We start from the raw sequence: 13,404 nt of genomic DNA, 5'->3' as shown, positions 1-13,404 counted from the left end.
CGGGTTTTTTTAATTGTCAATAACTAATTTTGTAAAAAGGAGGCAAAGTATTTCGATATTTCTACAAACTTTAAAGCTCCTGGAGAAAGATGAATACTGTGTTTGTGTGCAATTCCAACCTGTCTAATATATGCTTGATAAAATTTTTTTCTAATCAGGTTACTTGGTGCATGTAGTAAAAGCGAGTTCGGCACAACAGAAATGCCTAAATTTTCATTGACCATTGTCAAAATGACTTGGTCAACTGATAATTCATAGACTACATTGGGATGGATTTTATGTTTAGCTAAGATCCTTGATACATCTCGATCAATCGTACGTTTAGGCATAATCCAGCGTTCATCCTGCAATTGCTCTAGAGAGAGCCTCTCTTCCTTCGCCAATGGATGCTCCTGTGCCATAATGCAAACAAGCTCATCATTAAAAATCGCATCGAATACAAGATGTTTAGAATTTGGTTGCACTAAAAAACCGATATCGACAACGCCATTATGAAGCCATTCTTCGATTTGATCATAATCTCCCTCCATCAAACGTATTTGTAGGTCTGGATGATGCTGTTCGAAATACGCTAAAACCTTTGGTAATAAGACCAGAGAAACACTTGGTAGAATACCAACCGATAACGTCCCCCCAATGAGATTTTTTAAATTTGCTACAGAGGTTTCAAGCTGCTGTTGTTGCTGCAATATTTTTGAGATGTGTTCGTAAACAATTTTCCCCTCACTCGTTAAAACAATATTATTGCGGTTTCGAATAATTAGAGAAAGCCCTAATTCTGCCTCTAAATTACTAATCGTATGACTGATTGAAGACTGTGTGAGATTGAGCTTTAAGCCTGTTTCTGTAAAATTTCCTGTATCGATAAGTGTATGGAAAGCAATATATTGTGCTAATGTAGCCATGCTATTCTGCTCCTTTTATGATTTTTTTTCATAGTTGATTGTGTAAATATTCATTTGATTTAAATTATTTGCCACCTCTATAATAAAAATAAAATCCAAGTAAATCAATATGATTTGTTGATGAGGGGGCTCATAAAATGGCAGAGGAAAGATTAATGATGAAGGCTTTATCTATGGACATAATTACCGCAAAAATGTTTACAGAATTACATCTCTCCATTACAGAGCAGTACGGAGAGCATGGTCGGAGATTAGTACAAAAAGGCTTAGAGGCGTTTGGTTTAAAGGATGCTGAAGCCATGGCGAAAAAAGCAACAGCAGAAGGGGAAAATCATACTTTCTTTGAATACTTACCCCAAATCGTTGTAGGTGAAGAGAAGTTTGCTGATTTAACACCGTTTGCTCGATTTTCTAAAATGTTTGCACAGATTGCCAAGCCAGTTGTAGATGAATATGGAGAAGCTGGTGAACAAGTGATTATGCGGGCAGTAGAACGTTTTGGTCATAAGCGAGGCCAAGGTATTGCTCAACGTGCTCGCACAAACGGTCTAGAAAATTCCGTGGAGCATTATTTAACTAACTATGATATGGGTCGCAGTGATTTGTTTGAAATCGATACAGTTTATAAGGAAAATGAGGTTGAACAAACGTTTACTCACTGCCCATTAGGTCAACAATGGGCAGATGATGATATGGGTAAATATGGAATTTTGTATTGTAAAGTCATCGACCCCTCTATTGCTAAAGGGTACAATAAAAGCCTAGAGGTGGTACATGATCAATTTGTTTTACGTGAAGGACAGTGCCACTTCCAATTCCAAATGAAAGAGTGATGTCATGATTAACGGAGTTAGGCTCGTACAGCATCTTCAAGACTTAAGTCAAATTGGTCGTAATGAAAAGACAGGTGGCATTAACCGCTTCTCGTTCACACCAGAAGAAAAGCAGGCAATTGAGTTAGTCACAACTTATATGGAACAAGCAGGTATGAATGTCACAATCGATGCAGTTGGAAACCTTATTGGTACATATGGTGAAGGAAATGAAACCATTATGCTAGGTTCTCACATCGATACAGTACCAGAGGGTGGCAAATATGATGGAGCATTAGGGGTGCTAGCAGCTATTGAAGTGGTACATACTATGCATGAGCAACAGTTGATACCCTCTAAAAAAATTCAAGTTGTCGCTTTTAAGGATGAGGAAGGAACAAGATTTGGCTTTGGGCTCCTTGGCAGTAGTGCAATGGCTGGTCTTTTAACAGAGGAGCAATTACAGCATACAGATGAAGCTGGCATTTCCATCGAAGAAGCCATGAAAGATTTCCATTTATCACCTTATCCTTTAACACAAGTGCATCGTAATGACATAAAAGCTTATTTAGAAATGCATATCGAGCAAGGAAAAGTGTTAGAAAATGAAGACCTACCAGTCGGTGTTGTCACAGGTATTGCAGCCCCATTATGGTTAGAGGTAACCGTAACGGGTGTCAGTGAACATGCTGGTGCAACACCTATGCCGATTCGTCAGGATGCTCTAACTGCAGCAAGTGAAATGATTTTAGCTATTGAGCAACTATTAACCAATACAACAGATTCCGTTGCAACGGTTGGTAAGCTAACGGTCTCCCCAAATGGGACAAACGTTATACCAGGTAAAGTTACGTTCTCGATTGATCTTCGTGATATTGACGAAAATAAAGTAAGTGCATTAGAGCAAGAAATTATGCAACAGCTTCAACAAATTGCTGAACGAAGACATGTCTCATTGGCTTCCAACGTATTACAGCGCATTAAGCCTGAAAAAACCGATGCCTTACTACAACAGCAACTTACTACAAGTATTGAAAAGCAAGGTATACGTCCTTATTCTCTCATAAGTGGTGCTGGGCATGATGCAATGAATATAGCTGCAATTGCACCGATTGGGATGCTATTCGTCCGTTCAAAGGATGGTATTAGTCACAATCCTTTAGAAGACAGTTCAGATGAGGATATTATTGTAGCAACTAATATTTTTTATGATACAGTTGTTGAACTTGCTAAATAGACTACTATATAGAAGAAAGCCATTCTCTAATTTTTTTAGAATGGCTTTTTTAATTTTTTCCATAACCTTCATTTTTAGCTTGAGTAATCACCTTTTGAATAAAAGGCTCTTTTTTCAGGGTATATGTTGGGCGAATCATATTGAAAAAGATAGCCCAATTTGGTTTATAGTCAGACAATACCACTTCAATTTTTTTCATGTGTCATTCACCTCACTTTTTTGAAATAAGCCAACTATAAATAAAGCGTATTTACCTTAAAATAATAAATCTATTTCGTTTTTAAATTTCCCTTTATATAAGAAGATCTCTCTATTTTTGATTGAACTGGTTTCATTTTAGCATAAGGAATATTATCTCTTTTAATATGATATAGTGTAATTATGGTTAATTTTCCAAAATAATTGAAAGGGGCTATAAAATGGAAGAGATTTTAACAATTACGAATTTAACGAAGAGTTATGGAAACAAGGAAATTTTGAAAGGGATTGACCTTCACGCAGCTAGAGGTGAAATCATCGGTTATATCGGCCCCAATGGCGCGGGTAAAAGTACAACTGTAAAACTTATTCTAGGGCTAGAAGGTGATTTTGGTGGCGAAATTAAGCTCTTTGGGAAAAGCATAGGACAAGACCAAATTGATTATAAACGGCGAATTGGTTACGTCCCTGAAATCGCTGATGTTTATGATAACTTAACAGGCTATGAGTATTTAACCTTCATCGGCCAGCTATATGGATTAGAGCTAGAGGAGGCGGCTGACAAATCCAAATCACTAATGGAACTGTTTGGAGTTGGTGAAGCATACCATTCTAGAATTTCTTCCTATTCTAAAGGCATGCGTCAAAAACTACTAATTATTGCAAGCCTTATACATAATCCAGACCTGCTATTTTTAGATGAACCAATCAATGGCCTAGACGCAAACAGTGTCATGATTTTTAAAGAAATCTTAACGCAACTAGCTGCCAATGGAAAGACTATATTTTACTCATCACACATTATGGATGTCGTTGAAAAAATCAGTAGCCGCATCATTTTGCTGTATGATGGAAAAATTGCAGCGGACGGAACATTTGCCCAATTACAAGCAGATAATACTGAAGGAACATTAGAAAGAATTTTTAACCAGTTAACAGGATTTCATGAACATCAGGAAATCGGAGAAAAATTTGTGTCCGTCGTTCGTGGGGGACAATTATGACAGATTTCAAAACGCTACGATTGCTTGATAAGTTCCGATGGCTTTTTATAAAAATGGGCATTGATTATGACATGATGAGAAAAATCCTCCATATAAAATTAACAATGGATGAACGGAAAGTACCTACCCTATTCAATCAAAACAAAAAGAAAGACAATCAAAAGTATGGCTACATTAAGTCTCTATGGATTTATATGTTATTCGGGCTTATACTCATCCCGCTTATGGGATTTGGTCAAAATTTTCTATTTCAGATGAGTATCGCCTTTGCAATGATCATCTTTTTGATTATGACTTCATTGATTTCTGACTTTTCTTCTGTGCTTTTAGATGTACGAGATAAAAGCATACTTTCAACTAAGCCTATTTCAGCTAAAACAATTAATGCAGCAAAATTTATGCATATTTTTATTTATTTATCCTATTTAACATTGGCCCTAACAGCCATCCCTCTAATAGTCAGCCTTTTTACTCAAGGTATTGTGTTTTTTATTTTAACAGGTCTTGAGATTCTATTAATGAATTTATTTATAGTTGCCATCACAGCCATTTTATATATTGCCATTTTACGCTTCTTCGATGGTGAAAAGCTGAAGGATATGATTAATTATGTACAAATCGCTTTATCTCTAATGCTGATGATTGGCTACCAAGTTCTTATTCGATCCTTTGAATTCGTCAATTTAGATATGGTAGTATCGTTTCATTGGTGGAACCTCTTCTTAATACCGATGTGGTTCGCTGCCCCTTATGAACTCATACTGCATGGTGACACATCCTTATTGACAGTCATTTATACCATCTTAGCAGTGATTGTACCTATTATTTCGATTTGGATCTATATTAAACTCATACCAACCTTTGAACGCAATCTCCAAAAACTGCTAAGTACAAGTAAGTCTAAAAAGGAAAAGAACAATCGACTAAAGTCGTTTTTATTAACCATTGTGTGTAGAACACACGAGGAACGAGCTTTCTATCGCTTCGCAGCTCTGATGATGAAGCAAGAGCGAGAGTTTAAGCTAAAGGTCTACCCATCTTTAGGCTTTTCATTTATTATTCCCTTTATTTTCATGTTTACTTTTAGCAGAGGGGAAGAAGTCGATTATGCTAGTAGTATGAGCTATTTAAATATCTATTTTAGTATGATGATTATACCATCCGCTGTCCTTATGCTTGGTCACTCTGCTAAATATAAGGCTGCATGGATTTATAAAACGCTACCGCTTAAAGATTATACAGATTTACAAAAAGGTAGCTTAAAGGCATTTTTAATTAAATTGTATACTCCGTTATTTTTAGTACTAAGTATAGTCTTTAGCTATATTTATGGTATTCGAATTATCCCTGATTTACTAGCTGTTTTGGTAACAAGTTGGTTATATACCATCCTTTGTTTCGTCATGATGACAAACAAATTACCCTTTACCAAACCCTATGATGAAGTTAATGATGCGCAAGGCTGGAAGATTCTTTTGTTATTGCTCCCTTTAGGTTTACTTGTAGGGCTGCACTATGTAATAGCTAGTCAGATAACATACGGCTCTACTATATATTTCATTGTGCTTTTCTTCATCAACATCTTGATATGGAAACTGGTTTTTAAATCGAAAAAATAACCAAAAAACGGCTCAAATCCTATAATAGAGTGGGATCAGCCGTTTTTTCCATGCTATGGTGTTTAAAAGATAAATGCAACGATTTCTTCCTCACCGCTTTTCATATCTTTTATTTTATACATATTTTGATTGACCTCGTTATCTCCTAATACAATAACCTTTGGTGTGTTTTCACGATTGGCTTTTTCCATCGCCTTTTTCACTTTTTTCCCACTTAGCTCAACTTCTATCTTATATTTTTCTCGCCGTAATGCAGTTGCTAGCTTTAGTGCCTCTTTTTCTGTTCCCAGAGGAATAATATAAATATCCACGCTAGGAGCGTTTTGCTCTGTTTTTCCCGAAAGCTCCAATGCTGTATAGATGACATCTAAACCAAATGAAATACCAACAGTAGCATAGGTTTGATTTGTCTCTAAAAGGCCACCAATAGCATTGTCATAGCGTCCCCCACTACCAATACTTGAGCGGATTGTTCCATCTGCTAAAAAAATTTCATAAATTGTTCCTGTGTAAATTTCAAGTCCCCTCGCTAAAAATGGATTGAAAATACATTGGTCACTTATTTCAAGTGCCTCTAAATAAGAAGTTAGTTCCATTAATTCCTGTAAACCTTGTTGTAAAAAGACATTCTCGGTCGCGAATCCTTCAAAATACGCCATACTTATTTGAGGACGTTCATCTAAAAAGTGCTTTATTTTATGAATACTATTATCTGATAACCCCAATGCCTTCAATTCTGCGAGTATTGTTTTCTCGTCTATTTTTTCAATCTTATCTAATGTTAAAATAACTCGATTCATTTGTTCCTGTTCAACCTCAAATAATTGCAGTAAACCAACTAAAAGCTTGCGATTATTATATTGGAGATTAATTTTAAGTTTAAGCTGATTAAAGGCATCTATCGCCATCATCATTAGCTCCGCCTCAGCAGCCTGTGATTCTACCCCAACAATATCTACATCACATTGTGTAAATTCGCGAAAACGACCAGCCTTGATGGGGCCATCTCGAAACACTTTGCCAATCTCATATCGTTTAAATGGCATAGCAATCGCTGGATTCATCGCTACAACTTTTGCAAATGGAATTGTTAAATCATAGCGTAACGCTAAATCTCGCTCACCTCGATCTGTTAATGTATACATCTCCTCTAAAATCTCAGCACCACCAGCATATTTAGAAGCCATCAACTCTGTATAGTTAAGAATAGGTGTTTCTAACGGCTTGCAGCCATAGGCTATAAATGTATCTTCTAACGTACGTCGTATCACACGACGAGTAGCCTCTTGCTCTGGTAAATAATCTTGTGTTCCTCGAACATTCTGATAGTCCATTATTTTTTTCATCATAATCTCCTCCTCATTTTTTGAGCAATAAAAAAACCGTATAGCGATAAAGCTTCAAATCAGCTTTATTTATACGATTACATGAGAAATAGTCTTCCTATTCAATATTAATAAGTTAATAAAGATAGCAAGACTAGTGATGATGATGATGTTTTGTTGTGAATGATTGGACAAGAGTAATGACCATGTTTATTCCCCCTTTTATATTAAGGGTTACTATAAGACACACCCAATAGAATGTCAAATTTTTTCTAAAATTCACACAGTATTTTTTTCATTTTTTCTAGAGTAGCTAACATTTCAGCTAACTCTTCAGTTGTTAAGTGAGCATGGTACTTTTCTGTAATCTGTTGATTAAAGGCTTCGACTTCCTGTTTATATAATAGACCCTTCTCACCTAATTCAACAGAAAAGGCACGCTTATCCTCCTCATGCTGCCTTTTCATTATATAGCCATCCTGTTCAAGCTTGGTTAATTGCTGACTCACTGCACTTTTTGTAATAGCCATTTTATCTGCTAGTTCTGAAGGCGAGCAGGATGGATGACGCATCACTAATGTTAAAAGAACATATTGCTGATTATTTAAGGAGAAATTAGTATAAGCCCTTTCCATTTTCTCAAGCATGATCCAAATATCTTCAATGGTTTGATTTATTTGCTCCGCTACCTGGTTATTCTTCATTTTTTTGAGTGTCACCTTTTTCTCGCCATTTTTTAGGATTTAGATAGCTTTTAAATTTGTTGGCTACTTCTTTTCCAACAAGTAAAGCACCAAGCCAAAATAAGATTTCAGCCAAAATAATACTTCCTGGTATTATCCCTGCCTTTACTTTTGTAGGTATCGGTGTGAAAGGTGTAATAATTGGGATTAACCATAAAGAAAGTGAAAAGATAATAATGCCTAATCCAAGCTTATAAGCAAAAGATTTTTGTGTTTTTTCGTTAGAGGTCATGTATCTTCTCCTGTACAATAATTAATTTATTTAAGTTAACTAAACTATATGATACATTTCTTTTTATGTAAATCTTTTTAATCTTTATAACAAAAATCCCATCTATTTGAATAGTGAGAGTCAAATAGATGGGATTACTAATTTAGTTATTTTCCAAATGTAAGGGGTATACGTAGCTCTGCATCTGGATAATTCGTAGTATATTTCCAAATATAAATATCAAGATCTTTATCTTTAAAATTCTTATACTCATCCATCTGCTTATTATTTTCATCACCAAGTATGCGAGTCATCATAGGCATTCCATAATTTCGCTCTTTATGATCTAGATAATAAGTCTGAGAGACACCACCAAATGTAGGTTCAGTGCTAAAGGATTCCACATAGAGATTGCTATCTTTCTTATAGTAAGTCCATGTAATTGAATACTCTCCAATCGTAGATGTCTTACTTTGAGGTGTATCTGATATATCAGTCAAATGAATCGGTTGCTCGTCACCGTCTTTTATATCAACACGATGTTTAGCTACCAATGCCACAGTTTGATTCGCTAACGAGGTCACATCCACTCCAGTCAATTCAAAACGAAGTTCGGTTTTATAAGGCTCGTTTTCTATATCCCATCTACCTCCATCCAAAAGTACGCCACCAATATCCAGCTGATAGTCCATGTAAGGAATATGTGCATATTTTTCCTTATGGGTCAGTATTAAACGTACCTGTGTTGGAGTAACTTTCATTTCATGAATTACTATTCCATTAGATGCATTTTCTAAAGGAATATTGACGACTTTTTTAAATGATCCCTTGTTTAATTGTTCTTTGGATAAATTCATCTCTATATTCCAATTATCCTTTGCAATATCTAATGTATGTTCATAAGTTAGTTGGAACTTTGTATCCTTCGCTCGTAAGCTGTCTGAAGTGAAAATTTGCTGACTAAAGTATTCACCAGTAGCACCAGGAGTTCCAAAAACAGGTGTTTCCGCTTCTTTAATAGTCTGATTTTTATCATCTAGCGCCTTAATTCGTACCCATTTGTTCTTCATTTCAGAATCTGTAAATTGAACCGCTGATTGAAGCATTACTTTCCCGTCTGATTGTTCAAAGGTTTGTAGAATTACATTGTCAATTCCATCCTTTTGAATGGTGAAATTCTGCGTATGAGAGTCATTAGGGTTGTAATTAATAGGCAGTTCTTTACCACCAATAGAATGAATATTCTTCATTAAAAATTTAATGTCTGACTTCTGATTATCTGCCACCCAGTCTGTCTCAAAATACCCTTGGAAAAGACCAAGATCTTCATTCCAGCGATGTGAGTAATTCCCTTGAATAAAATCACCATTAGAATCTTGAAGTCCGATTTGATCAAAACTCACATTCATTCCATCCCAAGAGGCATCAGGTTTCAAACTATACAAAAGAAAGGTTCTGTTATCATCGATAAACGCCGTATGTACGGTCAACGTAAACCCATCCTTCGTAACGGATTTCTCAATCGTCTGCCCTAAGCCCTGGTCTAATGCCGACTGAATACCAGCTCTATAAGATAGAATAGTTGACCAATCATAGTTCAGTGCTGCATAGACAGGTGTAGCCATTAGAGCAACAGCTAATCCTGCGACCAAAACAAATCTCTTCCTTTTTCGAGGTAGAAGTTCGATCGGTTCATTTACCATTTTTAGTTCATCCTGCTGGATACCATTCCACATTTGTTCAAAGTCAGGATACTTCATGTTATGGTCTGCGTTCATCTCTTTTTTCAATTTCTTTTCAATGCGTTCCAAATTGATTCTCTCCCTTCAACCATAAATTTTGATTTTTTTCTAGTTTTTTGCGCATGATTTTCAATGCCTTATGGAGTCTCGATTTCACTGTTCCCACTGGAATCTTTAGCGTTTCCGCAATTTCCACTAATGATAGCTCACCAATGTAGCGGAGGGTGACAACAGCCATTAACTTTTCTGGTAACTGTCTGAGTAGTGCCTCCCACTCCTCCTCAGCTGCCTTCTCCAGTACAATGGTGTCTACAGATTTAACTGATGCCGTAGTTTGCTCCTGTAGCAACTGTACCTGACTCACTTTTTTTAACTGAGCCTGCTTTCTTTTAAGCAAATTTAAACATTGATTCATCGCAATCCGTAAAATCCAAGCACGTGTATGCTCTACACTTCTCCAATCCTGACGAAAGACGGTGACAAATACATCATGGCAGAGATCTTCCGCATCTTGGGCATTCCGTAGCATATAATAACAGGTACGGTAAACATCTTTGTTGTATGAATCGAATAATTCACGTTCTGTCAATCCAAGGCACTCCTTTCTGATGGTTCTACGTTATAAACAAATGACTACTTGAAAAGGTTCATTTTTTTAAGAAATTCATATACGTACTTTTTTAATTTAGTGTTTATGTAAAAAGATCCAGTTAATGTACAAAAAAACAGATGGCAATAGAGGTCCGTTATGGAACATCTAATCCATCTGTTTTTGGCTATTGGGAAATGGTGAGCGAAGGCAATATCATGAATCACATTTGATTCTTCTAGAAACTAATTTTAAACTTCACCTTTTTTTCGTGCTGTCATTTCATCTTTCATTTCATCTTTTAAAGCTTCAATTGACTGTTTACGTCGCTTATTTTTTTCCTTTAGCCTGTTACTTTCTAGAGGATCTGCAAATTCCATACTAATTTCTGCTTCCTGCACTTTCTCCTCAGTATTTTTAACAATATCACGAATGCGTTCAACATTATTGGAGCGATCATCTGGTTTTCGATGTCTTGAATTAGCCATGTTAACCTCCTCAAATTATGACATAAGGTTATTTTGGAATGATTTTATCATTATATGAGTGCTAACTTTTACTAAAATAACATCCTTTAAACGCTATCTATCCAATAATTCTACCTTCATTAAAAGCAATTAAGTTTCCACCTGACAGGATTTTTAGACAATCTCTTCCTTCAAACCTTCATAGGCAGATTTTGAATGCATAAATACATATAAAACTAGGGAGAGGAAAATAGCTACAATTCCAAAGACAATGCAGACCATTTGTAGGGAGAGCCATTCCGATAGCAACCCTAAGGCTAACGTAAAGACAATCTGTAGCACATTAATGACCATCGTTGAAACACTACCAAAACGGCCCATAATTGATGTCGGTACACTTATTTGATAAAAGGTGCTGTAGCCCGCATTACAAAATGACATACATACTCCTAATGCTATAAAGCTAATAATCGCCATTGCCACATTCGGTGAAGAGTAAAACAATGTATAGCAAAGTGTGGTCAAAAGCAGACCATAGACAATATATTGTCTTGTTGAAAATCTTTTAGCATAGCGAGCAGCCATTGCTCCACCAATAATAGCTCCAATTCCAGCGATACTAACGATGACACCATATAGACTATCTGAAGCTTGAAGGTTTTGTTTAATAAATGTAGCTTCCTGTGAATCTAATGCAAAGGCAATCATCAATACACCTTGAAAATAAAGAAATACTTTGGCAAAGACTTGCTCTTTTTTTATATAGGCGTAGACAATACCATAATCCTCTTTTAGCATCCTCCAAGTAATGGGTTTTCGGTGCATGTCCTGATGATCTTCTACTGCGGGAAGCTTAAAAATGGAGAGTGCACAGATAAAGAACGTCAAAGCATTAAACCAAAACGCTATAGAAATATTGGAAATGGCAATGATAAACCCAGCCAATGCTGGCCCAATTAAAAATGAGCCTGAGCTAAACATTCCTAATATTGCATTAAAGGATTGTTTATCTTCATCTGGTATATATTTCGAAATATAATAGGTACTACTTGGCCCAAAAAAGCTACTTGCTATATTAGATAAAAATAAAACACAATAGATGAGCCAAATAGAGGACGTAAAAGGTAACAATAAAATCAATATGCCACGAATAATATCACTATAGATCATTAATTTTTGTTTATTCGATCGATCAATGATGGAGCCTGCAAAAAAGCTTGTTAAAATTCGAGCAATCGGTCCTACAATAAATATACTCGCCATAGCAGTAGGCGATTCTGTTAAATGCCAAACTAATAAATTGAGCGCAACTAGATTCACCCAATTTCCTAAATACGAGAAACCAAAGCCAAATAGAATGAGCCAATACTTCCTAGCAATGCTCATAAGTCCCCTTTCTATCACCAAAATGAATGATTGGTCTTTTTTGACATAAAAGTATTCCTTTAGATAATCATATCTATCGATGAATAGCTGTGCAACTAAAAATAGCAACCCTTAGCTAATTCATAGCTTTGGGTTGCCTTTTTAGTTAGTTGAATCTCGATCGATTAATATCGGTTTGAAGCGATATAGTTTTTGGTCATCAGCTAGATGTTCTTTTTTAATTTTTGCTAAGAGCAATGATGCCGCTTTCTGTGCCATTGGTAAAATGGGCTGTTGCAATGTTGTAATGGAAGGTGTTAAAAAATTGGCATATGGTACATCATCCACAGCAATTACTTGTACATCATTAGGCACATGTAAGTTTCTTTTTTTAATATAAAGCATTAATTCTTGGAAAATACGATCATTTGCCGCAATGATTCCTCTTGGTGGTTGCTCCAACGTAAATAATTGATTAAAAATCTCTGTCATTTGAGCTGGCTCACCATTTTTTATATAGCGCTCATCGATCAACAGATTCCTATTTCTGAGCGCTTGACGAAATCCTTCTAAACGTTCGACACGAGGAGTAATCGGTAAGGCTAAAGAAGTAGTGATAATGGCTATTGGTTGCTTTCGAAATGTCTCCACTGCCGTATCCATGGCAGAAAAATTATCAAGCAATACAGCAGGAATATCTACTCCCTCAATAAAACGGTCAATAAAAACGATTGGCATTGCTTGTTGATGAAGCCTTATGTAGAGATTTTTGTTTTCTCCTGTTGGAAAAACGATTAAGCCATCCACCTGTTTTTCTAGTAAAGTTTCGATATGTTTTTTCTCTTTTTTAGGGTTATCCGCTGAGTTACACACAATCATATGAAAGCCTTCTTTATCGAACTCTGCTTCCAATGCATTTATTATTTTTGTTGAAAAGTCATGGATAATATTCGCCACAATAATACCAATTGTAAAGGTAGATTTCTGTTTTAAGCTACGAGCCATTAAATTTGGACGATATTGCAATGCTTCAATAGCCTCTTCAATTTTCTTACGAGTCTCTGTACTCATATATTCATATCGCTTATTCAAATATTGCGATACTGTACTATTCGAAACATTTGCATATTGTGCAACATCGGCAATTGTTGTTTTTTTCACTAAAATCAATCTCCTACCTATAGTAT

General features: G+C 35.8%; 14 protein-coding genes. 4 read left to right on the top strand and 10 right to left on the bottom strand.

Going from position 1 to position 13,404, the window contains the following annotated elements; genetic code table 11:
* Positions 1-23 precede the first annotated feature (23 nt).
* Entirely contained in the window at positions 24-905 is an 882-nt protein-coding gene (locus ACHZEU_RS14975; protein ID WP_048393981.1) for a LysR family transcriptional regulator, read from the bottom strand.
* A gap of 137 nt (positions 906-1,042) precedes the next feature.
* On the opposite strand from ACHZEU_RS14975, the gene ACHZEU_RS14970 reads away from it, so the two are divergent.
* Positions 1,043-1,738, top strand: coding sequence for an L-2-amino-thiazoline-4-carboxylic acid hydrolase (locus ACHZEU_RS14970; protein ID WP_048393979.1), 696 nt, complete (start codon positions 1,043-1,045; stop codon positions 1,736-1,738).
* A gap of 4 nt (positions 1,739-1,742) precedes the next feature.
* On the top strand, positions 1,743-2,954 hold the full coding sequence (locus tag ACHZEU_RS14965) for a Zn-dependent hydrolase (RefSeq protein ID WP_404803515.1): 1,212 nt from the start codon (positions 1,743-1,745) through the stop codon (positions 2,952-2,954).
* A 49-nt stretch (positions 2,955-3,003) separates the two neighbouring features.
* On the opposite strand, the gene ACHZEU_RS14960 is transcribed toward ACHZEU_RS14965, so the two are convergent.
* Positions 3,004-3,153: a hypothetical protein gene (locus ACHZEU_RS14960; protein ID WP_156181906.1), complete on the bottom strand. Its 150-nt coding sequence runs from the start codon at positions 3,151-3,153 to the stop codon at positions 3,004-3,006.
* Positions 3,154-3,373: 220 nt separating this feature from the next.
* On the opposite strand from ACHZEU_RS14960, the gene ACHZEU_RS14955 reads away from it, so the two are divergent.
* On the top strand, positions 3,374-4,156 hold the full coding sequence (locus tag ACHZEU_RS14955; protein ID WP_054549707.1) for an ABC transporter ATP-binding protein: 783 nt from the start codon (positions 3,374-3,376) through the stop codon (positions 4,154-4,156).
* Positions 4,153-5,775: a hypothetical protein gene (locus ACHZEU_RS14950; protein ID WP_279493383.1), complete on the top strand. Its 1,623-nt coding sequence runs from the start codon at positions 4,153-4,155 to the stop codon at positions 5,773-5,775. The genes ACHZEU_RS14955 and ACHZEU_RS14950 overlap by 4 nt, the downstream gene beginning before the upstream one ends.
* Before the next feature lie 62 nt (positions 5,776-5,837).
* On the opposite strand, the gene ACHZEU_RS14945 is transcribed toward ACHZEU_RS14950, so the two are convergent.
* From ACHZEU_RS14945 to ACHZEU_RS14910, 8 genes are all read right to left on the bottom strand, one after another.
* Positions 5,838-7,121, bottom strand: coding sequence for a histidine--tRNA ligase (locus ACHZEU_RS14945; RefSeq protein WP_279493384.1), 1,284 nt, complete (start codon positions 7,119-7,121; stop codon positions 5,838-5,840).
* Between the two features lie 251 nt (positions 7,122-7,372).
* Complete coding sequence (locus tag ACHZEU_RS14940) at positions 7,373-7,804, bottom strand: MarR family winged helix-turn-helix transcriptional regulator (protein ID WP_048393972.1); 432 nt, start codon at positions 7,802-7,804, stop codon at positions 7,373-7,375.
* Positions 7,794-8,075, bottom strand: a complete 282-nt coding sequence (locus ACHZEU_RS14935) for a transporter suffix domain-containing protein (RefSeq protein WP_103118974.1) — start codon at positions 8,073-8,075, stop codon at positions 7,794-7,796. The genes ACHZEU_RS14940 and ACHZEU_RS14935 overlap by 11 nt, the downstream gene beginning before the upstream one ends.
* A 146-nt stretch (positions 8,076-8,221) precedes the next feature.
* Positions 8,222-9,865, bottom strand: coding sequence for a DUF4179 domain-containing protein (locus tag ACHZEU_RS14930; RefSeq protein ID WP_279493386.1), 1,644 nt, complete (start codon positions 9,863-9,865; stop codon positions 8,222-8,224).
* A complete protein-coding gene (locus ACHZEU_RS14925) occupies positions 9,852-10,385 on the bottom strand; it encodes an RNA polymerase sigma factor (RefSeq protein ID WP_066037930.1) in 534 nt (177 codons plus the stop codon). The genes ACHZEU_RS14930 and ACHZEU_RS14925 overlap by 14 nt, the downstream gene beginning before the upstream one ends.
* Before the next feature lie 251 nt (positions 10,386-10,636).
* Complete coding sequence (locus ACHZEU_RS14920; protein WP_066037929.1) at positions 10,637-10,873, bottom strand: small acid-soluble spore protein Tlp; 237 nt, start codon at positions 10,871-10,873, stop codon at positions 10,637-10,639.
* 153 nt (positions 10,874-11,026) lie between these two features.
* The gene (locus ACHZEU_RS14915; protein WP_279493387.1) at positions 11,027-12,238 is read right to left on the bottom strand and encodes an MFS transporter; all 1,212 of its coding nucleotides are present in this window, start codon (positions 12,236-12,238) and stop codon (positions 11,027-11,029) included.
* Between the two features lie 141 nt (positions 12,239-12,379).
* A complete protein-coding gene (locus tag ACHZEU_RS14910; RefSeq protein WP_048393963.1) occupies positions 12,380-13,378 on the bottom strand; it encodes a LacI family DNA-binding transcriptional regulator in 999 nt (332 codons plus the stop codon).
* Positions 13,379-13,404 lie beyond the last annotated feature (26 nt).

It is taken from the genome of Lysinibacillus sp. S1, assembly GCF_044986265.1.
Classification (GTDB): domain Bacteria; phylum Bacillota; class Bacilli; order Bacillales_A; family Planococcaceae; genus Lysinibacillus; species Lysinibacillus capsici.
Note: the sequence above shows the minus strand (reverse complement) of the source record. Positions and strands in the feature narration are given on the sequence as shown.

Excerpts from the sequence above, each read along its gene's own strand:
- ACHZEU_RS14975 (WP_048393981.1), bottom strand. The coding sequence starts at position 905 with ATGGCTACATTAGCACAATATATTGCTTTCCATACACTTATCGATACA.
- ACHZEU_RS14970 (WP_048393979.1), top strand. The coding sequence starts at position 1,043 with ATGGCAGAGGAAAGATTAATGATGAAGGCTTTATCTATGGACATAATT.
- ACHZEU_RS14965 (WP_404803515.1), top strand. The coding sequence starts at position 1,743 with ATGATTAACGGAGTTAGGCTCGTACAGCATCTTCAAGACTTAAGTCAA.
- ACHZEU_RS14960 (WP_156181906.1), bottom strand. The coding sequence starts at position 3,153 with ATGAAAAAAATTGAAGTGGTATTGTCTGACTATAAACCAAATTGGGCT.
- ACHZEU_RS14955 (WP_054549707.1), top strand. The coding sequence starts at position 3,374 with ATGGAAGAGATTTTAACAATTACGAATTTAACGAAGAGTTATGGAAAC.
- ACHZEU_RS14950 (WP_279493383.1), top strand. The coding sequence starts at position 4,153 with ATGACAGATTTCAAAACGCTACGATTGCTTGATAAGTTCCGATGGCTT.
- ACHZEU_RS14945 (WP_279493384.1), bottom strand. The coding sequence starts at position 7,121 with ATGAAAAAAATAATGGACTATCAGAATGTTCGAGGAACACAAGATTAT.
- ACHZEU_RS14940 (WP_048393972.1), bottom strand. The coding sequence starts at position 7,804 with ATGAAGAATAACCAGGTAGCGGAGCAAATAAATCAAACCATTGAAGAT.
- ACHZEU_RS14935 (WP_103118974.1), bottom strand. The coding sequence starts at position 8,075 with ATGACCTCTAACGAAAAAACACAAAAATCTTTTGCTTATAAGCTTGGA.
- ACHZEU_RS14920 (WP_066037929.1), bottom strand. The coding sequence starts at position 10,873 with ATGGCTAATTCAAGACATCGAAAACCAGATGATCGCTCCAATAATGTT.
- ACHZEU_RS14915 (WP_279493387.1), bottom strand. The coding sequence starts at position 12,238 with ATGAGCATTGCTAGGAAGTATTGGCTCATTCTATTTGGCTTTGGTTTC.